At 69.4% G+C, this 19,863-nt stretch carries 21 protein-coding genes; 9 read left to right on the forward strand and 12 right to left on the reverse strand.

The window, feature by feature from the left end; translation table 11 throughout:
• Positions 1–186 precede the first annotated feature (186 nt).
• From AC07Y4_RS29720 to AC07Y4_RS29735, 4 genes are all read left to right on the forward strand, one after another.
• Positions 187–849, forward strand: coding sequence for a tRNA-uridine aminocarboxypropyltransferase (locus AC07Y4_RS29720; protein ID WP_487850355.1), 663 nt, complete (start codon positions 187–189; stop codon positions 847–849).
• Between the two features lie 160 nt (positions 850–1,009).
• The gene (locus tag AC07Y4_RS29725; protein ID WP_487850356.1) at positions 1,010–1,654 is read left to right on the forward strand and encodes a DUF938 domain-containing protein; all 645 of its coding nucleotides are present in this window, start codon (positions 1,010–1,012) and stop codon (positions 1,652–1,654) included.
• Positions 1,655–1,667: 13 nt separating this feature from the next.
• Complete coding sequence (locus tag AC07Y4_RS29730) at positions 1,668–2,072, forward strand: hypothetical protein (protein ID WP_369644349.1); 405 nt, start codon at positions 1,668–1,670, stop codon at positions 2,070–2,072.
• A gap of 111 nt (positions 2,073–2,183) precedes the next feature.
• Entirely contained in the window at positions 2,184–2,741 is a 558-nt protein-coding gene (locus tag AC07Y4_RS29735; protein ID WP_487850357.1) for a C40 family peptidase, read from the forward strand.
• 22 nt (positions 2,742–2,763) lie between these two features.
• Here AC07Y4_RS29735 and AC07Y4_RS29740 read toward each other — a convergent pair whose 3' ends face one another.
• From AC07Y4_RS29740 to AC07Y4_RS29780, 9 genes are all read right to left on the reverse strand, one after another.
• Positions 2,764–4,056, reverse strand: a complete 1,293-nt coding sequence (locus AC07Y4_RS29740; RefSeq protein WP_487850358.1) for an FAD-dependent oxidoreductase — start codon at positions 4,054–4,056, stop codon at positions 2,764–2,766.
• Positions 4,057–4,162: 106 nt separating this feature from the next.
• Positions 4,163–5,536 carry a DUF5666 domain-containing protein gene (locus tag AC07Y4_RS29745; protein WP_487850359.1) on the reverse strand — a complete coding sequence of 458 codons (1,374 nt, stop codon included), beginning with the start codon at positions 5,534–5,536 and terminating at the stop codon, positions 4,163–4,165.
• Complete coding sequence (locus AC07Y4_RS29750) at positions 5,533–6,381, reverse strand: DUF6502 family protein (RefSeq protein ID WP_487850360.1); 849 nt, start codon at positions 6,379–6,381, stop codon at positions 5,533–5,535. The genes AC07Y4_RS29745 and AC07Y4_RS29750 overlap by 4 nt, the downstream gene beginning before the upstream one ends.
• A 119-nt stretch (positions 6,382–6,500) precedes the next feature.
• Complete coding sequence (locus tag AC07Y4_RS29755; protein WP_487850361.1) at positions 6,501–7,037, reverse strand: GspH/FimT family pseudopilin; 537 nt, start codon at positions 7,035–7,037, stop codon at positions 6,501–6,503.
• A gap of 4 nt (positions 7,038–7,041) precedes the next feature.
• Positions 7,042–10,113: a pilus assembly protein gene (locus AC07Y4_RS29760; protein WP_487850362.1), complete on the reverse strand. Its 3,072-nt coding sequence runs from the start codon at positions 10,111–10,113 to the stop codon at positions 7,042–7,044.
• 26 nt (positions 10,114–10,139) lie between these two features.
• Complete coding sequence (locus tag AC07Y4_RS29765) at positions 10,140–10,751, reverse strand: pilus assembly PilX family protein (protein WP_139702758.1); 612 nt, start codon at positions 10,749–10,751, stop codon at positions 10,140–10,142.
• The gene (locus tag AC07Y4_RS29770) at positions 10,748–11,878 is read right to left on the reverse strand and encodes a PilW family protein (protein ID WP_487850363.1); all 1,131 of its coding nucleotides are present in this window, start codon (positions 11,876–11,878) and stop codon (positions 10,748–10,750) included. The genes AC07Y4_RS29765 and AC07Y4_RS29770 overlap by 4 nt, the downstream gene beginning before the upstream one ends.
• Positions 11,875–12,429, reverse strand: a complete 555-nt coding sequence (locus tag AC07Y4_RS29775) for a prepilin-type N-terminal cleavage/methylation domain-containing protein (RefSeq protein WP_159278028.1) — start codon at positions 12,427–12,429, stop codon at positions 11,875–11,877. The genes AC07Y4_RS29770 and AC07Y4_RS29775 overlap by 4 nt, the downstream gene beginning before the upstream one ends.
• Positions 12,423–12,830, reverse strand: a complete 408-nt coding sequence (locus tag AC07Y4_RS29780; RefSeq protein ID WP_354343251.1) for a type IV pilin protein — start codon at positions 12,828–12,830, stop codon at positions 12,423–12,425. Before AC07Y4_RS29780 ends, AC07Y4_RS29775 begins: the two co-directional genes overlap by 7 nt.
• A 230-nt stretch (positions 12,831–13,060) precedes the next feature.
• On the opposite strand from AC07Y4_RS29780, the gene AC07Y4_RS29785 reads away from it, so the two are divergent.
• Together AC07Y4_RS29785 and AC07Y4_RS29790 are read left to right on the forward strand one after the other, a co-directional pair.
• Complete coding sequence (locus AC07Y4_RS29785; RefSeq protein ID WP_095744137.1) at positions 13,061–15,133, forward strand: carbon starvation CstA family protein; 2,073 nt, start codon at positions 13,061–13,063, stop codon at positions 15,131–15,133.
• 17 nt (positions 15,134–15,150) lie between these two features.
• The gene (locus tag AC07Y4_RS29790; protein WP_062472123.1) at positions 15,151–15,357 is read left to right on the forward strand and encodes a YbdD/YjiX family protein; all 207 of its coding nucleotides are present in this window, start codon (positions 15,151–15,153) and stop codon (positions 15,355–15,357) included.
• Positions 15,358–15,411: 54 nt separating this feature from the next.
• Here AC07Y4_RS29790 and AC07Y4_RS29795 read toward each other — a convergent pair whose 3' ends face one another.
• Positions 15,412–16,296 carry a LysR substrate-binding domain-containing protein gene (locus AC07Y4_RS29795; protein WP_487850364.1) on the reverse strand — a complete coding sequence of 295 codons (885 nt, stop codon included), beginning with the start codon at positions 16,294–16,296 and terminating at the stop codon, positions 15,412–15,414.
• Positions 16,297–16,366: 70 nt separating this feature from the next.
• On the opposite strand from AC07Y4_RS29795, the gene AC07Y4_RS29800 reads away from it, so the two are divergent.
• The 3 genes from AC07Y4_RS29800 to AC07Y4_RS29810 all read left to right on the forward strand — a co-directional run bounded on the left by AC07Y4_RS29800 (position 16,367) and on the right by AC07Y4_RS29810 (position 18,496).
• Positions 16,367–17,419, forward strand: coding sequence for a YeiH family protein (locus AC07Y4_RS29800; protein WP_487850365.1), 1,053 nt, complete (start codon positions 16,367–16,369; stop codon positions 17,417–17,419).
• 104 nt (positions 17,420–17,523) lie between these two features.
• Positions 17,524–17,943, forward strand: a complete 420-nt coding sequence (locus tag AC07Y4_RS29805; RefSeq protein WP_487850366.1) for an SEL1-like repeat protein — start codon at positions 17,524–17,526, stop codon at positions 17,941–17,943.
• 82 nt (positions 17,944–18,025) lie between these two features.
• Entirely contained in the window at positions 18,026–18,496 is a 471-nt protein-coding gene (locus tag AC07Y4_RS29810) for a hypothetical protein (protein ID WP_495275502.1), read from the forward strand.
• Positions 18,497–18,516: 20 nt separating this feature from the next.
• Here AC07Y4_RS29810 and AC07Y4_RS29815 read toward each other — a convergent pair whose 3' ends face one another.
• Together AC07Y4_RS29815 and AC07Y4_RS29820 are read right to left on the reverse strand one after the other, a co-directional pair.
• Positions 18,517–19,347 (reverse strand): urease accessory protein UreD, encoded by an 831-nt coding sequence (locus AC07Y4_RS29815; RefSeq protein WP_487850368.1) that lies wholly within the window; start codon positions 19,345–19,347, stop codon positions 18,517–18,519.
• Between the two features lie 9 nt (positions 19,348–19,356).
• Complete coding sequence (locus AC07Y4_RS29820) at positions 19,357–19,863, reverse strand: nucleoside deaminase (protein WP_495275503.1); 507 nt, start codon at positions 19,861–19,863, stop codon at positions 19,357–19,359.

Here is a 19,863-nt window from a genome sequence, read left to right on the forward strand (position 1 = left end):
CCAACATAGACAAGGGCACGATCTCTACCCGCGGCGCGGTCTTGGCGGCGGGCTACCGCGCGAGCGGTTTAGTCCTCGGGCCCACTGCGGTCTTCCGACATTGTCCAAAGCTGCCGGTCGTCGCGCCACTAAGAGACATCTCCTTCCATGCATTGTCTAGCCAGGCACGCTGAATAAAACCCAACCATGTCCGCCGCTGTAGTCCCACGCCCCCAGTGCACCGCTTGCCTGCGCCCGCTCAGCGCCTGCATTTGCCGCTGGGTCGCGCCTACTGCCCACACGGTGGAGGTACTAGTGCTGCAGCACCCGTTGGAGGTACACCAGGCCAAAGGCAGTGCCCGCCTGCTGCACCTCAGCTTGGAGCACTGCCGCTTGGTGGTGGGTGAGGCATTTGCCGTACCCGTCTGGCCGGAGGACGGCAAGCACACGCTGCTGCTGTACCCGGACAGTCTGCAAGATACCGCCCCGGACCTGCGAGTCCCACCCCCGCTACCGCCCGAGTGGCCGCAAGCCCCGTCGCGCCTGCGCCTGGTCGTGCTGGACGGCACCTGGCGCAAAAGCCGAAAGATGCTCTACCAAAGCCCGCCACTGCAACAGTTGCCCCGCTTGGCCCTGCACAACCTGCCGCCTTCGCACTACCGTATCCGCAAAGCCCATGGGCCCGACCAACTGTCCACGCTGGAGGCGACCTGCTCCGCCTTGTGCCAACTGGAAGGCGGTGCGGCGCGGTTCCAGCCCTTGTTGAATGCCTTCGACGGGTTTGTCGAGTACTTGGAGCAGGCTGGCGGGCAGCGAAACGCGCAAACCGACAAGCCCTGCCCTCGATCAAGGGATACAGGGTTCATTTAAGCGACCAGGTGAATGGCCGGTTATGGCCGATAGTACCTATTCGTCTCGCAGGCGCCAACGACGGCAACCGCTGCATTGCCGACATTGCGGAACTACGAAACGGATCTGAGCGATCTTGCTTTGATACCCTGTAAGTTGTACCTGCCCGAAGCTTCTCGTGATGCCCGACCTTCCCTTCAGCCTCGCCGCCGACCGCAACAAGCAACCCATCCTCGATGCCCTGACCCGCATCCTCGATGGGCGCGGCACCGCCTTGGAAATCGCCTCCGGCACCGGCCAACACGCCGCCTGGTTCGCCGCCGCCTTGCCTTCATGGACCTGGCAACCCACCGACGCAGATGCCCGCTCGCTCCCCGCGATCGCCAGCCGTGTCGAGCAAGCCGCGCTGCCCAATCTGCGCCCACCGCTGCTGCTTGACGTGATGGCGCCGCAGTGGCCCTCGCAAGGCTCCGCGTTCGTTCAAGAAGGCAAAGCAGAAGAAGGGTTCGACGCCATCTACTGCGCCAACATGCTGCACATCGCACCCTGGCCCACCTGCGCCGCGCTCATGGCCGGTGCCTCGCGGCATCTGCGTGCCGGCAGCGGCGTGCTGATCACCTACGGGCCTTACTTCGAAGACGAAGCACAGCACGGCCCCACGGCACCGAGCAATCTGGCGTTCGACGAAGACCTGCGCGCGCGCAATCCCGCGTGGGGCATTCGTCGGCTCGACGACGTGGTGGCAGAAGCACGCCGAGTCGGCCTCGCGTTGCGCGAGCGGCACGCGATGCCTGCGAACAACCTGCTGCTGGTCTTCGGCGCCTAAGGTCCTTCTCGGTATGAATGCCATGCGTTTGGAAGGACAAAACTTCGTCGCGATCGACGCACCCTCAGATGCGCAAGTCCAACAGAAGGTGCGTGCCCTCTGGAGTGCAGGAAAGCATTCGTATGCATCGCTGACGGATGACGGCGGAAGCTACGTCCAGGTCGCGGGGGGAAGGGCAACCTGCATGGTGGAGAGATTCGAAGCCGCAACAGGAAAGCGATGGAGAGCGTTTCACGACAAGCCGAGCCCGGTCTTTCCCGACGGGACCCTGCTTGTGTTTGGCGCAGGCGAGGTGGCACTCAAGTCCGACGAGTGGTTTGTGGCCGATGCCGTCCTGGAAATTTTTCTGTGCTTCAAAGCCGCGCGCCCGTACCCGGCAACGGTGTCTTGGCGCGCTGCGGAAGGTTCTTCGGCCTGATGTTCCTGGCATCTGGCGCTTGAGGCACCTCCGCCCGCCAAGGGCCTCTGCATTGCGATCCGGCTCACTCGCGCTAGAGTCGGGCCACGTCCACAAGACCGGCCTGCGCCCATGCTCGACACACCATTGCCGACGCCTCCTCATTCCCCCGCATCGCTGTCACTGCTGCAGCAGCGGCTCCTGTTCCGACTGGTCCCCGCCGTCACCGCCTGCCTCCTGGCCATCGGCTGCGCGAGCCCGCCGCCCGCGCGTGCGCCCGGTGGTTCGGTGCCCAGCAGCAACATCCCGCCGCTGACGTCGGAGCAGTCGAACAGCATCACGATCCATGCGCTGGGGCTGGTCGGCACGCCGTACCGCTATGGCGGCAACTCGCCCGAGGGCGGGTTCGATTGCAGCGGGCTCATCGGCTACGTGTACCGCCACAGCGTGGGGCAGGTGCCGCCGCGCACGGTGTCGCGCATGGCGGGCTTCGGCCGGCCGGTGCCGATGTCGGAGCTTCGCTCGGGCGACCTCGTGTTGTTCGGCTCGGCGTCGCCCACGCATGCGGGCATCTATGTGGGCGACGGGCGTTTCGTGCACGCGCCGTCCACGGGCGGCGAGGTTCGGCTCGACCGGCTCGACGGCGTGTACTGGTCGCGCCAGCCGACGCAGGCGCGCCGGCCCGGCTGATCCGGCGAACCCGGCTCGCGCGTCACGCGCGCGGCGACTGCACGTGCTCCGGCCGCACGCCGATGCCCACGGCGCGCGCGGGCAGGGTGCGCAGCCACGGCCAGCGCCCCAGCAGGCGCAGGGGCCAGGGCATGGGGCGTGGTGCGATCGATGCAGCTGCCTTGCGGCTGAGCACGGGCATCAGCACGCGGTCCTGCACGAGCCGCTGCGCGGCCTGGGTGACGCGCACGGGCCATTCGCGGCGGCGCTGCAGCTGGGGCAGCAGGTTGTCGATTTCCTTGTCGGTGGCGCTGCCGGCCAGCGACGCGGCCAGCAGGTTGGCGGCGGCCACGGCGTCCTGCACGGCGAGGTTGATGCCGACGCCGCCCACGGGCGACATGGCGTGCGCGGCGTCGCCGATGCACAGCAGGCCGGGGCACGACCACGATTCGAGCCGGTCGACGCTTACTTCGAGCAGCTTCACGGCCTCCCAGTCGGGCAGGGCCTCGGGCAGGCGCGCGGCGAAGAAGGGCGCGATGCGCGCGATCTCGGCGTGGAAGGCGGCAATGCCGCGCGACTGCAGTTCGGCGCTGCCGCCCTTGCGGATGACGAAGGCGCACTGCCAGTAGTCGCCGCGGTTGAGCGTCACCAGGAGGTGGCCCGCCGCGATGTGGCCGCCGGTGGCTTCGGGGTCACCGGGGAGCTTGGGAATGCGCATCCACAGCACGTCGATGGGCGCGCCGTAGCTGATGTGCGGCAGCGCCGCGGCGTCGCGCAGGGTGGAGTGGCGGCCGTCGGCGGCCACGATGAGGGAGGCGTGCAACTCGATGTCCTTCGGGCCGCCGCTGTCGGGGCGCCGGGCGCCGACGCGCACTTTCACGCCGTTGACGCGGCCCTTGTCCTGCAGCAGGCCGACGGCCTCGGCGTCGGTCCACAGCTCGAAGCCGGGGTAGCGCCGCGCCTCGTCGCACATGAAGTCCAGGAACTCCCACTGCGGCATGAGCACCAGGAAGCGGGCGTGCGTGGGCAGCCGCCTGAAGTCGGCAATGGTCACGCCGCGGCCTTCGTAGGTGCCGCGCAGCTCTTCGATGCGGTTGTGCGGGCGTTGCAGGAAGGCGTCGAGCAGGCCGAGTTCGTGCAGCACTTCGAGGGTCGAGGGGTGCACGGTGTCGCCCCGGAAGTCGCGCAGGAAGTCGAGGTGTTTCTCGAGCACGACGACGGGCACGCCCGCGCGCGCAAGCAGCAGGCCCAGCACCATGCCGGCCGGGCCGCCGCCGGCAATGCAGCAGCGGGGCGACGTGGTGGGAGCGGGCGCAGAGGTGGTGTGGGTGTCCATGGCTCCGATCGATCCGGTCGCGCCATGGGTGGCGTGGCCTGTGGGGTGCGCGGTGCGCGCACCCTCGGTGCACGCACTGCGCGGCCGGACCGCCGGGGCCCGGACCTCAGGGCTGCATGAAGCTCACGCGCTGGGCGATGAGCACGCCTTCGACCACGCGGTCGCCGACGACGGTCACGCGCTTGCCGTTGCCCAGGTCCGCGGCGGTGCCGTTTTCGAAGATGGTACCGGAGCCGCTGGCATCCACGCGCTGGCCGCGCACGGTGAAGTCGGCGGCCGACACGTAACCGCCGATGGCGCCGATGACGGTGAACGACACCGGACCGCCGGTGCCGGGCACGTGGCGGATGCGCAGTTTCTTGACCACGAGCACCTGGGCCGAGAGGAAACCGTCGACCTCGACCTTCACGCCGTTGCCGATGGAGCCGCTCGGCCCGCCGGTGATCTGGGCGTTGCGCGCGTCGATCTTGTTGCCCAGCACGCGGAAGTCGCCCAGCGCGGCGAAGTCGGTGACCACGCCGGCCAGCTGCAGCGCGATGCCGTCGGCCGAGGGAATGGCGTACCAGCCCTGCACCTGGGTGGCGGTGAAGCGGCCGGCGGCCGGTGCCGCCGTGCCGCGCACGCGGACGATGGCGCCGTTGGCCAGGCTCGCGGCATCGATGCCGGGGCCGAAGGCGGCGCCGCCGAAGTCGACGGTCAGCAGGCCGAGCGTGAACTGCTGGCCGCCGCGGTCGAGGTTCTGCACGGTGCCGGTCACCAGCGGGGCGGTGGTGGCGGGCGCCACCTGCACGCGCGTGGCGCGCAGCGTGCCCGGTGCGGCGGGCAGGCCCCACACCTGCACCACGGCGCCGTCGACGAGGTCGGCGGCGCCCTTGGCGTCGCCCCAGACGGTGGCGTTGTCGGTGGTCACGCGGGCGCCCATCACGGTGAAGCTGCCGTCCTTCAGGTCGATGGCCGACACGGCACCGCGCAGTTCGGCGGCCGAGACGACGGTGGCGGCGATGCCGTTGTTGAAGTCGGCGTCGACCTTGCCGGCGATGCGCGCGCTCATGCCGATCTGCAGCTCGGTGGTGTCCTCGAGGCTGAAGGTGGCGCTGTCGGTGTTGTAGCGCAGGCCGTTGAGGATCACGCTGCCCAGGCCGTCGGCCGCGCCGATGCCGGCGGCGTCGGCGGTCACGCCGGTGCCGCCGGAGCCCACGCCCGAGCCGTCGCCGTTGGTGTTGCTGGCGGTGCTGTCGCCGCCGGCGCCCGTGCTTCCCGTGCTGCCGTTGCCCGTGCCGCTGCCGGCGTCACCCGAGCCGCCGTCGCCGCCCCCACCGCCGTTGCCGTTACCGGTGGCCGTGGTGCCGGCGGTGCCGAAACCCAATGTGCCGCCGCCTCCACTGCCACCGCCGCCTCCCCCGCAGGACAGAAGCAGGGCCATGGCGCCGGCCATCAGCAGGCCGCGCACGAGTCGCAAGGAGAGGGGAGGCGTGTTCATCGGGGGGACTCGTTGTGCTGGGGCGCGCCGGGGGTGGGCGCGCCTTCTTCGTCTTCGTAATACGTGTAGATGCCGACGCGGATGCGTGCCTTCGCGGTGGCCTTGGCCTCGGGGGGCACGCGGTCGACGGCTTCGGTCATCTCGCGGGCCAGCTCGTGGTGCAGGCCGGCCCAGCGTTCGCGCACGAGGCGTTCGATGGCCGTGCAGTCGGCCAGCGTGAGCCCGCGCGCGTACACGGCGCGCTCGAGCATGCGGGGCGTCTCGCCCAGGGTGTTGGAGACGGCGGCCAGCAGGTGGTCGCGGCCGTTGTCGCCCAGGAAGGCGAGCATCGACTGCAGGTCTTCCACCGGCACGAAGCCGTCGGCCGTGAGTTCGGCGCTGCCGTCGCTCTCGGCCACCATCTGCAGGCGCACCAGCTCGTCGAGGATGGTGCGGTGGTGCACGTTGCCCCGGCTGGCCAGGCGGGCCACGCGCTCGAACGAGGGCCCGTCACCCTCGGTGACGACGGGCAGGCGGCGCAGGGTGTCGTCGTCGGTGGTCATCTGTAACCACAACGTAAAAGTCTTGGCAGCCGCTGACAGCTCGGTGTGGGGCAGCGGGTCGACGGTGGCGCGGACCTTGGCGGTGACGACCTTGCGGTTCAGCCCGGTGGTGACCGAAATCTGGCTGAGGTTGGGCTTGGTCACGCCCTGGGCGCGCCAGGTGCGCTGGGCTTCCTCGATGAGCAGGTCGCGCAGCAGGGCTTCGAGGTGCGGGTGCTTGACGCCCATGCCCAGCGCCAGCCGGACCACGGGCCTGAGGATGCGAGCGCAGGCGGCAAGGGCCCAGTCCAGCCGGTGTTCCATGAATGCGGGAGCGTTGTTCCTGGTGAAGGTCGTCAAGGCAAGAGAGGCGGGACCGGCGCCCGGGCTTGCCACAGGGCCCTATTGTCGTTCGTCCGGCGGACCCCCTCGGCCGGCCGGGGTCAGGTCGCGGCGCAGGTGCCGCCGCTCGCCCGGGTGACGGTGGTGCGCCCCGTGGCGCTGATGCTCACGGCGCGCGACTGGTCGGCGCTCGGGGTGGCGCGGCAGATGGTGATGCGGCTCTGGCCGGCGCCCAGGCCGGTGGCCTGGAACACGACGGCGCTGGCGCCGCTGGCCTCGCGCAGCCGGTAGCCGCTGGCGGCCGCGGGCTCGACGCGCAGCACCTGCGTGTCGCTGCGCACGATCCAGCCGGCTTCCCACTGCCCGTTGGTGCTGCAGCTGGTGCCGTTGGCCGAGGCGCACAGGGTGACGGGGGCGTTGCGCTTGATGGCCTCGCTGCGCGCCAGCTGGCTGCCCGCGACCAGCGCGGTGCTGTAGCTGCTCAGGCGGGTGGACAGCCGGATGCCGTCGAACGAGGGCACGGCGATGGCGATCAGCACCACCAGCACGGCCAGCGTGACCATCAGCTCGATGAGCGTGAAGCCGCGCGGCCGGGTGCGGGCCTGCCTGGGGTGGTGGTTGCGCATGCGCGGGTGCACGGCTTTACTTCTGGATGAACCAGTAGACCCGGCCCTTGGGCTGCTTGAAGGCGGCCTTGGGCGCGGTGCCCTTGGGGCTGAGGAAGGAGTCGGGGTTGGCGCCGATGACCACGTCGCGCATGCCGCCGTTGCCATCGAGCTGCACGCGGAATACGGCAGGCGAGGGCGCGAGGCCGCCGCCCACCACGTTCTGGAAACGGCCGTTGGTGCCCTGGGCGGCGGCATCGACATACGACACGTTGTAGACGCGCGCGGTGCCGAGGTCGGCCTTGCACGTCTGCGTGTTGGGGGCGGTGGGCGTGTGGGTGTTGAACGTGGTGGTGCCGTAGGCGGTGACCGAGCCGGTCACGACCTGCTCGCCCGCGGCCAGTGCAAGGTACCAGCCCTTCTTGGTGGCGAGGTCGGTGGACGTCGGGTTCTCGGCGGTGGTGATGGCCTGCAGCGAGGCATGGCACAGCACCTCGTTGCCGGTGCCGCAGCGGTCGGCCTCGCTGGTCAGCCAGGTGCCGGCGGTGGGCTTGTCCACGAGCATGTAGAAGCGGTTGGACACGCCGAGCGCGACGTTGTAGTAGCGCAGCGGCTTCTCGCGGTCGCCCGATCCGAGCAGCACGACGTACGCGCCGTTGTCTTCCAGCACGTCGGGCGCGAACATGAACTTGCGGTTGGGCGTGCAGGTGGTCACGGTGTCGCAGCCGAGCGAAGCAATCTTCGTGATGCCCCAGGCGGACGGTGCCGCGCTGCCGATGGCGATGCGGTACACGTTGCCGCCCAGGTCGGCGGCATAGGCGATCTTGGCGACGCCGAGCGCGTCGGTGACCACTGTCACTTCGCCGACCACGGGGCGTGCCGTGGTGAACATCTTGAGCTGCGCGCCGGTGTCGGCGTCGAGCACGTAGATGCGGTTGCCCTTCACGCCGCTGCCGCAGGCCTGGGCGGCGCTGTTGGTGTCGACGTCTTCGCACTTGTCGTAGCCGCCGCCGAAGATCAGCAGCGGACTGTTGGCGCTGCCGTAGCCGTTGGCACGCAGGACCTTCGGGGCCGACCAGGTCTGGCCGATGCCGTCGAAGTCGGTGTCGCAGCCGGTGTCGTCGTTCTGGTTCGGGCAGCCCTTGCGCCACTTGAGCGTGGGCGTTGCGGGCGAGGACACGTCGAAGGCGTAGATCAGCCGGCCGCCGCGGCGCATGCTGGCATAGAGCCAGGTGTTGCTGCCCTGGCGGTAGGCGGCCACGGGACCGTCCATGCCATAGGGCTTGGGCGCCACCGCGCCCATGCTCACGGGCAGCTCGGGGAAGTTGATGCGCGTGCTGTTGTCGTACAGGCGCTTGAGGCTGCCGTAGAACTCGGGCGGCATGAACGACCACAGTTCGGAGCCTGCGGCGGCCCCGCCGATGGACGTGTTGCGGTTGCCGTTGATGGCGCGCAGCACACCGTCGTTGCCGCCGTAGAACACCACCACCTGAGGTGCGGCGTCGGTGCCGTAGTTGATGGCCACCGGGCGCGAGTGCACCACGTCGCCGTGCACCGAAGGCCGCATGGCGCTCGAGGGCACTGGGTTGCCCTGGGCGTTGGGCCTTTCGTCGCCCAGGTTGTCCAGGCCGCGCACCCAGTTGATCAGCTTCGCATGCTCGGTGGCGTCGGCCGTGCCCAGGGCGGCGCGGGTGATGTCGGTGTTGCCGGCGTTGAACGCTGTGAGCGCCGTGCAGCCACCAGGCGCACAGGTCTTCATGTTGCGGCTGTCCGGCAAAATTCCGCGCAGCATGTAGCCTTGCGCGCCTTTCTCCACCACGTTGCCGTCGGGGCTGTCTGCGGCCTCTTTGCCAATGCAGTCGCCGGACTTGCGGAAGCTCCAGTAGGTGTCGGTGGTGCTGGGGGCCGGCGTCCAGAAGGCGCGCGCGCACGGTGCCACGAAGCCGGTCTGGTTGTTGATGGCGTTGGCGCCAACGGCGTCCTGCAGGACCAGCTGGTTGCTGCTGTCCAGCCCGAGCTTGTACTGCTTGAGGTTGCCGTTCCAGCGCGGAAACGCGTCCTGGTCGGGGCGGAACATGCCGACGAACACCTGGTTCAGGTAGGTGCCCTGCGTGTTCACGCTCACGGGCAGGCTCACCGAGGAGAACACGCTGTTGACCGACTGGATCTTGCTGAAGATGTCGTCCAGCGCTTCGCCGAGCGCGGCGCCGAGTTCGGGCTTGCCGGTGATGTCGTAGTACTCGCCCTTGCTCTCCTTGGCGACGCTCTGCATCAGCGCGGTCCAGCCCGGCCCCTGGCCCTGGTCGGCCTTGGCGGCCTCGATGGTGTAGACCTTCACGCCCATGTTGGTCTGCAGGAAGCGCGCCCATTCATCGGCCGTGTTGTCCTGCGAGCCGCTGGTGCCCAGGGTGATCTGGGCGGTGCTGCCGCCGGCGGCGCGCAGCGCCTCGTTCGACAGCTGGTTGTCGTTGTTGTTGTCCTGCGCCGCGCCGTTGCTGATGTAGATGACGAACGTGCCGGTGCAGTTCTCGGTGCTCGGGCCGACGTAGGCGTTGGCGTTGAAGCTGGCGAGCGCGTTGCGCGGCAGCGCATAGATGGCCTTCGATGCCGCGGTGCCGCTCACGTTGCCGGCGTAGTCGGTCTTGACCTTGCCGTTGCCGGCGATCGGCGCGCCGCTGGACAGGTAGCGGTAGACCTCCGCCATGGTCTTGCCGGCCTTGCCGCCGTTGGACTTGTCGCCGACCTTGTCGAGGCCTCTGATCATGGCGCTGTACTTGTCCTTGGTGGGTGCATCGAGCGTGCGGACTGCGGCGCGCACGTAACCACCGTCGGTGTTCGAGTTGCCCTGGCCGGTCTCCGTGAACATCATCAGGCCGACCTTGAACCGGGCGTCCTTCAGGCTGGCGAATGCGTTGGAGAGCGCGGCGATCTCGGCCGTGAAGGGCTGGTTCCAGTTGGCCGTGTTGTCCAGCACGAACAGCACGTTGGGGGACTGCGCGGCGACGGGGTTGTAGCCCACGAAGAGATCGATGTCCTCCGCCTGCGCAGCCTGTATCGGCAGCGCGAGCAGCACGGCGGCCCACAGCGTGGTGAGTAGTTTCCTTGTCATGGCGGGGACCCGTTCATCGTCGTGGTTCAAGAGGCGGCCGGCGCGGGTTCGGCTGGCGCGACCGGCGGCGGCGCGCACAGCGCTTCGAACTGCGCCTTGTTGAGCAGCGCCCGCACGCCCTGGCGCACGGAGGTGGTGGTGCCGGTGGCGCCGGGGGTGGTGTCGGTCACGGTGGTGCTGATGTCCCACACGGCGTTGTACTGGTCGGGCAGGGCCGCGAGCCCCGAGCCGCTGCTGGAGGCGCCGCCCGTGATGCCGCCTGGGCCCGTGCTGCCGCCGCCGCCGCTGTCGACGGCCTTGGTGGCGCGCACGCACACGGGCGGGGCGACGGTGACCTTGTAGTCGTCCACGCCGTCGTTGTTGATGTCGACCATGCTCACGGTGCCCTGCGGCGGCGCGAGCGACGGGGTGCCGTCGCTGCCGGGCACCAGCAGGCTGGCCGCGACCTCCTCGATCGCGCGGTTGGCGGCGGCCACGGCTTCGTTGCGGGTCTGCAGGTTGCCCACGGCCTTGAGGTTGGCGCCGCTGAGGTTGAAGGCGGCGGTGACCACGAGCGTGATCAGCAGCAGCATGATCATCCCGATGATCAGCGCGGCGCCGCGCTGAGGGGCGACTGCGGACGGGGCGCGTGGCTTCATGGCGTTTCCCTCCGGCCGGTGACGTTGGTCAGGCGCACGGTGGTCGCGAACGCGTGCCGCTTGTAGTGGTCGTTGAATGGCGCGAGCGTCGCAGCGCCCATCTGGTACCTGCGCGTGTCGGTGTGGCCCGGCGAGATGGTGGTGGCGCGCGCGAGCACATACAGCTTCACGGCCACCGCGTTGACCAGCTGGTCGGCGGTGCAGGTCGCGCCGCAGTGCACGAAGGCGCCGTCGGGGCTGCCGTCGCCGCGGTTGGAAGGGGTGGACTTGTTCGCCGGGTCGGCCCAGGCGATGGCCTGGGCGTAGTTGACGGCGGCGCCGGTCTTGCTCAGCGTGTCCAGGCCGAGCTCGACGCGAAAGCCCTCGACGCCTTCGATCAGCGCCGTGGGCGGCTGCTGCGCGAGCGTGCCGCCCACCAGGTCGAAGCGCGAGCGTGCCAGCGTGGGAATTCCGTCGTTTTCGGCCTCGGCGTAGTCGCGCACGTAGTAGATGTCGGCCACCAGCTTGCGCTTGGGCGAGGCGCTGGTGCAGTCCTTGAGGAACATCTGGTCGAAGGCGCCGGTCGAGAGGTCGAACGACGAGGGCTTTTGCGTGCCGCACAGGGATGACTGGAAGTACATCGCGCCGGCCACGTCGGCGTCGCAATGGGGCGTGCCGGGCAGGCAGGTTTCGGCATGGCGCACCACGAGGATGTCGGTGCCGGTCTTGTGGTGCGTCAGCAGGTCGGTGCAGGTGGCCGGCACGCTGCTGTAGACCTGCACGGGCAGGTCGAGCAGCTGGCGCTTGTAGTCCTCGGTCCAGTTCGCCGCCGAGTAGGCCAGGCACGGGTCGGGCACGTTGCCGGTGGGCACGTGCGTGGGCGCGGCGCTGACCGTGAGGTCGTCGAACTCGGGCATGTAGTTTTCCCAGAAGCCCGCGTGGGAGATCTCGTTCTCGAGCACGAAGATGCTCAGGCGCCCGGTTTCGATCTGGCGGTTGACGCGTTCCATCTCGCGCTGGGAGCCGCTCACGTTGAGGAACAGCGTGAGCAGCGCGGCCATCACGATGAGCATGATGGTGATGGCCACCATCAGCTCGATCAGCGTCAGCCCGCGCTGGGCGCGGCGTGCGGTGGGGCGCGGGTTCATGAGAGCGATCCGATGCGCACGAGCGTGGTCACGGTGCGGCGGCACAGGTCGTTGATGCACTTGGTGCCGGTGTCGTAGAGGTCCTTGCCGCAGGCCACGCCGGCCGGCGGCGCCGAGATCGGCCCCAGGCCCTGCCAGGCGACCGTCACGAGGTACTCGTTGTTGCCCATGTCTTCCACGCAGCCGCGCCCGCCGATCACGGTGCCCAGCTTGTCGTTGCCCGAGAACTCGGCCGCGCCCTGCAGCGCGTTGCACCACTCTCTGGCGTCGATCTGCTGGCGCGTGCCGGTGCCGGTGGGGCAGGCATCGGTGCCGCCCAGCGGTGCGCTGGTGGCGTAGCTGGCCGCCACGCGGCGGTTGATGGCGATGCGGTTGGCCATGTCGTTGAGCAGGATCAGCGCCTGCGAGCGCTGGTACGACTCCATCTCGGACGCCTGCAGCCGGGCCTGCAGGCCGACGAGGCCGAACAGGCCGAAGGCCAGCACGAGCAGGGTGACCAGCACTTCGATCAGCGTGGCGCCGCGCTGGCGCCGCAGGGCGGGGCTCACCATTTGTTGGGCGGCGTCTTCACGCCTTCGCTGGTGAGCCCGAGGTTGCCGTCGCCCACCTGGCTGCCGATCGGCGTGAAGGTGATCGTGAAGGCGGGCGGGAGGCCGGCTTCCTGCAGCGTGACCTCGTAGCTGTAGTTGCTGCTGACTTCGGCGGGCAGGCTGTAGCCGCTGGCGGTCAGCGCCGTCGTGTTCGCGTAGCTGCGGTTGGCAATGAGGAACTGCTGCTGCCGGTTGGCGATGTCCATCATCTGCGCCTGGGCCGCCGAGCGCTTCGATCGCACGATGTACTGCCGGTAACTGGGCAGCGCGATCGACGCCAGGATGGCCACGATGACCACCGTGATCATGACCTCGATCAATGTGAAGCCGCCGCTTGTGCGCGCCTGCGAATGCTGGGTCATCGTGGACTCGTCAGAGATGTTTCACATTGTTAGTGAATGTGAATTTATCACATCTAATGTGAGCGCAACGGCTTTGCGGCGCTTCTGATGGCTGTCGGGCGGAGGCGATTTGGGCGCGGATAGGGGTTATCCATTAGGCAATTCCACCCGCCCGGCCCGCGCAGTCCGACGGATGCGGCCCGGCGGCGGGCGGGGAACACTCGCCCGGTTCATATCGAGGAGACATCCGCATGCCCAACATTCGCCGCCATCTGGTGTGGCTGGCCGTGGCCGTGCTCGGCGCTTTTGCGCTGGGCACCGTCGCCCTGAGCCGGGGAGAGAGCATCAACGCCCTCTGGGTCGTGACCGCCGCGCTCTGCACCTACCTGATCGCCTACCGCTACTACAGCCTGTTCATCGCCGACAAGGTGCTGGGGCTGGACGCCAACCGCAAGACGCCCGCGCACCGCCACAACGACGGCCTGGACTACGTGCCGACCGACAAGAACGTGCTGTTCGGCCACCACTTCGCGGCCATCGCGGGCGCCGGCCCGCTGGTGGGCCCGGTGCTCGCCGCGCAGATGGGCTACCTGCCCGGGTTGCTGTGGGTGCTGGCGGGCGTGGTGTTCGCGGGGGCGGTGCAGGACTTCATCATCCTGTTCATCTCCACGCGCCGCGACGGCCGCTCGCTGGGCGACCTGGTCAAGCAGGAGATGGGCGTGGTGCCCGGCATGATCGCGCTGTTCGGCACCTTCATGATCATGATCATCATCCTGGCGGTGCTGGCCCTGATCGTGGTGAAGGCGCTGGCCGAATCGCCCTGGGGCAGCTTCACGGTGGCCGCGACGATTCCGGTGGCGCTGTTCATGGGCGTGTACCTGCGCTACATCCGCCCGGGCCGCATCGGCGAGGTGTCGGTGATCGGCTTCGTGCTGCTCATGGCGGCCATCTTCGGCGGTCAGTGGGTCAGCCAGCACCCGGTGTGGGGCCCGGCCTTCACCTTCGACGGCAAGGCGCTCACCTGGATGCTCGTGGGCTACGGCTTCGTGGCCGCCAGCCTGCCGGTGTGGCTGCTGCTGGCGCCGCGCGACTACCTTTCGACCTTCCTGAAGATCGGCACGATCATCGCGCTGGCCATCGGCATCGTGGTCGTGATGCCCACGCTGCAGATGCCCGCCATCACGCAGTTCGCGCAGGGCAACGGCCCGGTGTGGTCGGGCAGTCTGTTCCCGTTCCTGTTCATCACCATCGCCTGCGGCGCCGTCTCGGGCTTCCACGCGCTGATCTCTTCGGGCACCACGCCCAAGATGCTCGACAACGAGCGCCACGCGCGCTTCATCGGCTACGGCGGCATGCTGGCCGAGTCGTTCGTCGCCGTGATGGCGCTGGTGGCGGCCTCGTGCATCGAGCCGGGCATCTACTTCGCGATGAACAGCCCGGGCGCGCTGGTCGGCACCACGGTGCAACAGGCCGCCGCAACGATCTCCGGCTGGGGCTTCGTGGTCACGCCCGAGATGCTGCTGCAGACGGCCAAGGACGTGGGCGAGACCACCATCCTCGGGCGCACCGGCGGCGCGCCGACGCTGGCCGTGGGCATGGCCCACATCCTTCACCAGGTGATCGGCGGGCAGGCCATGATGGCCTTCTGGTACCACTTCGCGATCCTGTTCGAGGCGCTGTTCATCCTCACGGCAGTGGACGCCGGCACGCGCGCCGGTCGCTTCATGCTGCAGGACCTGCTGGGCAGCTTCGTGCCCGCGCTCAAGCGCACCGACTCGCTGCCGGCCAACCTGATCGCCACCGCGCTGTGCGTGGCGGCCTGGGGCTACTTCCTGTACCAGGGCGTGGTCGATCCGCTGGGCGGCATCAACACGCTGTGGCCGCTGTTCGGCATCTCCAACCAGATGCTGGCCGCGGTGGCGCTGATGCTGGGCGTGGTCGTGCTGTTCCGCATGAAGCGCGAGCGCTACGCCTGGGTGGCGGCGGCGCCCGCCGTGTGGCTGCTGGCCTGCACGCTGACGGCGGGCTGGCAGAAGATCTTCTCGAGCGATCCGAAGATCGGCTTCCTGTCGCACGCGGCCAAGTACGCCGACGGCCTGGCCAACGGCGTGCTGATCGCGCCGGCCAAGACGCCCGAAGCCATGTCGCGCATCGTCTTCAACGACCGGCTCGACGCCGCGCTGTGCGCGCTCTTCATCTTCGTGGTGCTGAGCGTGCTGGTCTACAGCATCAAGGCCTGCCTCGCAGCCCGCGCGGCCAACCGGCCGACCACGCAGGAGACGCCGTTCGAGGCGATGGGCGCGGCCTCGTCCGCCGCCCACTGAACGAACGCAAGAACGCCATGGGCCTCGCCATGCCGGAAGCCGGGCGCTACATCGCCCGCTCGATCAAGCAGTCGCTGCGGCTCATGGTCGGGCTGCCCGACTACGACGTCTACCTGACGCACATGGCGGCCACCCACCCGGACCGGGCGCCGATGAGCTACGAAGAGTTCTTTCGCGAGCGGCTCGAGGCGCGCTACGGCGCGGGCAAGGGCCGCTGCTGCTAGCGGCAGCCGGCCGGCAACAAGAAAAGGGCGCACACGGTGCGCCCTTTTTTCATGTCACGAGGCGTCGAGGATCTGCGCCATCCGCAGCGCCGCCGGCGAGAGCGGCCGGTTCTTGAGCGCCAGCCGGTACAGCGGCCGCGACAGCACTGCGCCCGGCAGCTTCAGCTCGCGCAGGGTGCCCAGCGCGAGCATGTCGGCCACCACCACGCGCGGCAGCATCGAGATGCCGACGCCGCTGGCCACGGTGCGCGCAATGGCTTCGTTGCTCGCCATTTCCATCCATGGCGGTGCGTCGATGCCGTGCGCCATGCACAGCGCCTCGGTGGCCTGCCGCGTGCCCGAGCCCGGCTCGCGCAGGATCCAGTTCTGCCGGCCCAGCAGGGCGGCCGTCACGCCGCGGCGGGGCAGGGCGGCATCGGGCGGCGCGACGATCGCGAGCGGGTCGGTGGTCCATTCGCGCACTTCCACGCGCTCTTCGTTCACGCGGCCCTCGACCAGCGCGAGGTCGATGCGGCATTCGAGCAGCTGCTCGCACACCCACTGCGTGTTGCCGACCGTGACGCGCGGCACCACCGCCGGATAAGCCGCGCAGAAGGCCGCGATCTGCGGCGGCAGCCAGTAGCTCGCCACCGTGGTGCTGGCGCCCAGCGTGAGGCTGCCGCGCTGCACGCCGACACGCGCACGCACGTCGTCCAGCGCCGCGCGCTCCATCGCGAAGATGCCGCGCGCATGCGTGAGCAGCGACGCGCCCGCCTCGGTGAGCCGAAAGCCCTTGCCCGCGCCGCGCTCGATGAGCGTCAGGTCGAGCTGGTGCTCCAGCTCACGGATGCCCTTGGACACCGCCGGCTGGCTGATCCACAGGCCCTCGGCCGCGCGCGAGAAGCTGCCCGCCTCGGCCACGGCGACGAACAGGCGCATCAGGTGCAGGTTCAGTGTCATAACTTAACTTCATGCATCGGTGAAGTTTATGTCTTTGACTCATGGGGTGTCGATTCCTAAGCTCGGGTCCATGTCCTCCCTTGCCGCCTCCTTGCCCGGTTTCTCCTTCGTTCGCCGCTGCGGCCCCGGCGTGTTGCTGTCTGCACTGCTGGCGGCCGCCGCCGCGCTGCTGGCCGAATGGCCGCCGATGGTGCACCTGGGCCTGAGCGCGCTCACGCTGGCCATCGCGCTGGGCATGGTGGCGGGCAACACGGTGTTCCCCGCGGTGTCGCAGCGCACCGGCGCCGGCGTGGACTTCGCGCGCAGCGCCTTGCTGCGCGCGGGCATCGTGCTCTACGGTTTTCGCATCTCGCTGAGCGACATCGGCGCCGTCGGCTGGCCTGGCGTGCTGATCGCGATGGCGATGGTGGCGCTGACCTTCGGCCTCGCCGTGCGCATCGGCACGCGCTGGCTGGGGCTCGACCGCGAGACGGCCGCGCTGATCGGCGCGGGCAGCGCCATCTGCGGCGCCGCCGCCGTGATGGCGACGCAGCCTGTGGTGCGCGGCGAAGAGCACAAGGTGTCGATCGCCGTCGCCACGGTGGTCGTGTTTGGCACGCTGTCGATGGTGGCGTACCCGCTGGTCTATCCGTACCTCGGGCTCACGGAGCATGCCTTCGGTCTCTTCGCGGGTTCCACCATCCACGAGGTGGCGCAGGTGGTCGCGGTGGGCGAGGCCGTCAGCCCGGGCGCGGCCAACGCGGCCGTGGTCGAGAAGATGCTGCGCGTGATGATGCTGGCGCCGTTCCTCATGGGCCTGTCGTTCCGCGTGGCGGCCTCGACGCCGGGCGCGGCGAGCCTGGGCGCATGCTGGCGCCAGGTGCGCGTGCCATGGTTCGCTGTGCTGTTCATCGCCGTGAGCGCCGTGCATTCGCTCGACGTGCTGCCGCATGCACTCGTCGCCGCGCTGGTGCAGCTCGACACGCTGCTGCTCGCCACCGCCATGGCCGCGATGGGCCTGCGCACCAGCGCCGCGAGCCTGCGCAAGGCGGGGGCGCAACCGCTCAAGCTGGGGGCGCTGCTGTTCGTGTTCCTGACGGCCGGTGGCTACGCGGTAAATGCGGCCGTGCTGGCGATGTTCTGAACGGGGGCTCAGGTAGCGCCTGAGGCGTCCTGCGTGAATTCCAGTTTCTCCTGCGCGCGCCTTCGCGGGACCATCGGTGCCACGCAATTCGTGGAGAAAAACCGATGTCATCCGAACTCAACCAGATCGCCAGTTGGTCGCTGCGCTGGCGCATTGTCCTGTCAGGCGCGCTGTGCCTCGTCGCCGCCATCGCCGCGGCCAAGCCCTTCGACGCGAACGTCGACCTGCAGACCGAGCAGCGCTACCAGCTCGCCCTCGAAGCGCAGGCCGCGCGCGACTACCGCTCGATGCTCGAGCAGCTGCGCCAGGCCGCCACCGAAGGCCATCCCGAGGCGCAGGAGATGCTGGGCATGGTGCTGCTGACGGGGCCCACGCTGTACGGCTCGGCCGTGAAGGCCGATCGCTGCGAGGCGCGCACGTGGATGCTGCGCGCCGCCGGGCAGGGCAGCGAAACGGCCAGGGTGCAGCTGGCGTTTCTCAACAGGCTGCGCAGCGCGCCGTCCGGAAAGATCGCCTGCGGTTGATGGCGGGTGCGGCGCGGCCATACTCGGCGCTCCTTCACGAGCGCGCCGTTGCATGCCCACTCCTTCTCCCGCGGACCGACTGATGCGCACCGTGTCCTGGCGCCTGTTCGCGCTCGTGTTTTCGCTCGCCGGGTGCACGGCAACAGGCAACAAGCCCGACGCGACCGTCACCCGGACCGCCGACGGCTACGAGGTCACGCTCTACGCCACCCGGGGCCTGATGGTGCATGACCCCGTGTCGCTGATCTTCCACCGCAGCTACGAACTCGAATCCCGCATCCGGGTGCCGTCAATCGAAGGGCGCGTCGACGCAGCCGACGCCTCGGTGTACGAGGTGAGCGAATTCGACAAGGCGGCCGAAAAGAAGGCGCCTTCCACACACCCTGTCGACCTCCGGCTGCGGGAGCACTACGAGAAGGAGCGCAGGCCGCGCCTCACGGGCGCGCTCGTTTTCTCGGGCAAGACGCTGACGGTCGACGTGCAGGCGGTGGGGCAGGGCAGTTCGTCCCCGTATCCGTTCAACGGCACCTACCGCCTGAAGACACGAAAGTAGCGGCGATTGCCGCCTGCTCCTCAGGTCGCCCAGATGCGCGGCGTGGCCGCCGGCAGCTGCCACAGCTCGCTGCGCCACGCCTGCCAGACCTGCCGCAGCAGCTGCATCGCGGGCTCGACCACCGGCGCGAGCACGCGCAGCACCACGACTTCCGCATGCGGGCTGGTCGCGCCCGCGCTCTCGTGCAGTTCGTGCGCTTCGAGCAGCCCGCGCGCCTGTGCCAGCAGGGCCTCGCGCCGTGCCTTGGCCATCGGCGAGCCGGCCACGACGAACAGTGAGGCGAGGCAGCGGTGGCCGCCCAGGCCCAGCGGGCTTTGCAGCAGGCGGTGGTCGCTCGCGTCGATGCGCCCGCGCTCCAGCCACACGCCGGGCGCCTCGATGTGCTGCAGGTAGGTGCCGCGTTCGAAGGGCTGGTTGGCGTTGGGCAGGCCGAGTGCGCACACGTCCCAGCCGATCATCTCGGCGCCCGGTGCGACCTCGAGCGTGAGCCGGTTCTCGGCTTGGCAGCCGCTGTAGCAGATGGCTTCGAGCGGCAGCCATTCGAGTCGCGCGCCCGGTGCGAGGCGGATGCGCGTGCGTTGCAGCGCGGTCTCGCCTTCGGATCGGTAGAAGCGCGAGGCGCCGGGCGTGGTGATCAGGCCGTGGCTGCCGTCGGCGGCTTCGATGTCGATGTCGAGCGTGTCGCCGCCCACGAGACCGCCCGGCGGGTGCACCAGCACGTTGTGGCACACCGCATCGCCCTCGGGGTAGAGGCTCTGCAGGATGCGCAGCGGGCCGTCGTGGCGGAAACGGGCGACGCTGCGGTCGGCTTCTTTTTGGTAGGCGAGGTGGAGACGGGCGTGCCAGGGCATGCGGGGAGTCTAGGTCTTCCAGGCGCCGTCATGCGCGGCGGCGGCTTCGTCGATGAGCGCAGGCCCGATGCACTCGATCGGATGCGGCGAGGCGCGGAACACGTCGCGGCACGACAGCTCCGCGTCGCGCTGGTCCTGCCGTTCGCCACGGAACACGCGCAGCCGTTGCGCGTCGATGCCGAACACCACGCGGCCGATGTTCGACCAGAAGATCGCGCCCGCGCACATCACGCAGGGCTCGCCCGAGGCATAAAGCGTGGCGCCCGCCAGTTCTTCGCGCGTGAGGCCGCGACCGGCCAGCGCGCGCAGCGCGTTCACTTCGGCGTGCGCGGTGCAGTCGCCGGTTTCGGCGTTGCTGTTCGCGGCCTCGGCCAGCACTTCGCCGGCGGCCGAGACGATGACCGAGCCGAAGGGCCGGTTGCCGCGCCGGCGCGCGGCGTGCGACCACACGATGGCCTTGCGCAGGTAGCGGCCGTCGCGCTCGTCGAGCGTGGTTTCTTCGGGGAGGGCGGGGAT

It is taken from the genome of Variovorax sp. GW460-12-1-14-LB1, from assembly GCF_059423605.1.

Excerpts from the sequence above, each read along its gene's own strand:
- AC07Y4_RS29720 (WP_487850355.1), top strand. The coding sequence starts at position 187 with ATGTCCGCCGCTGTAGTCCCACGCCCCCAGTGCACCGCTTGCCTGCGC.
- AC07Y4_RS29725 (WP_487850356.1), top strand. The coding sequence starts at position 1,010 with ATGCCCGACCTTCCCTTCAGCCTCGCCGCCGACCGCAACAAGCAACCC.
- AC07Y4_RS29730 (WP_369644349.1), top strand. The coding sequence starts at position 1,668 with ATGAATGCCATGCGTTTGGAAGGACAAAACTTCGTCGCGATCGACGCA.
- AC07Y4_RS29735 (WP_487850357.1), top strand. The coding sequence starts at position 2,184 with ATGCTCGACACACCATTGCCGACGCCTCCTCATTCCCCCGCATCGCTG.
- AC07Y4_RS29740 (WP_487850358.1), bottom strand. The coding sequence starts at position 4,056 with ATGGACACCCACACCACCTCTGCGCCCGCTCCCACCACGTCGCCCCGC.
- AC07Y4_RS29745 (WP_487850359.1), bottom strand. The coding sequence starts at position 5,536 with ATGAACACGCCTCCCCTCTCCTTGCGACTCGTGCGCGGCCTGCTGATG.
- AC07Y4_RS29750 (WP_487850360.1), bottom strand. The coding sequence starts at position 6,381 with ATGGAACACCGGCTGGACTGGGCCCTTGCCGCCTGCGCTCGCATCCTC.
- AC07Y4_RS29760 (WP_487850362.1), bottom strand. The coding sequence starts at position 10,113 with ATGACAAGGAAACTACTCACCACGCTGTGGGCCGCCGTGCTGCTCGCG.
- AC07Y4_RS29765 (WP_139702758.1), bottom strand. The coding sequence starts at position 10,751 with ATGAAGCCACGCGCCCCGTCCGCAGTCGCCCCTCAGCGCGGCGCCGCG.
- AC07Y4_RS29770 (WP_487850363.1), bottom strand. The coding sequence starts at position 11,878 with ATGAACCCGCGCCCCACCGCACGCCGCGCCCAGCGCGGGCTGACGCTG.
- AC07Y4_RS29775 (WP_159278028.1), bottom strand. The coding sequence starts at position 12,429 with ATGGTGAGCCCCGCCCTGCGGCGCCAGCGCGGCGCCACGCTGATCGAA.
- AC07Y4_RS29780 (WP_354343251.1), bottom strand. The coding sequence starts at position 12,830 with ATGACCCAGCATTCGCAGGCGCGCACAAGCGGCGGCTTCACATTGATC.
- AC07Y4_RS29785 (WP_095744137.1), top strand. The coding sequence starts at position 13,061 with ATGCCCAACATTCGCCGCCATCTGGTGTGGCTGGCCGTGGCCGTGCTC.
- AC07Y4_RS29790 (WP_062472123.1), top strand. The coding sequence starts at position 15,151 with ATGGGCCTCGCCATGCCGGAAGCCGGGCGCTACATCGCCCGCTCGATC.
- AC07Y4_RS29795 (WP_487850364.1), bottom strand. The coding sequence starts at position 16,296 with ATGACACTGAACCTGCACCTGATGCGCCTGTTCGTCGCCGTGGCCGAG.
- AC07Y4_RS29800 (WP_487850365.1), top strand. The coding sequence starts at position 16,367 with ATGTCCTCCCTTGCCGCCTCCTTGCCCGGTTTCTCCTTCGTTCGCCGC.
- AC07Y4_RS29805 (WP_487850366.1), top strand. The coding sequence starts at position 17,524 with ATGTCATCCGAACTCAACCAGATCGCCAGTTGGTCGCTGCGCTGGCGC.
- AC07Y4_RS29810 (WP_495275502.1), top strand. The coding sequence starts at position 18,026 with ATGCGCACCGTGTCCTGGCGCCTGTTCGCGCTCGTGTTTTCGCTCGCC.
- AC07Y4_RS29815 (WP_487850368.1), bottom strand. The coding sequence starts at position 19,347 with ATGCCCTGGCACGCCCGTCTCCACCTCGCCTACCAAAAAGAAGCCGAC.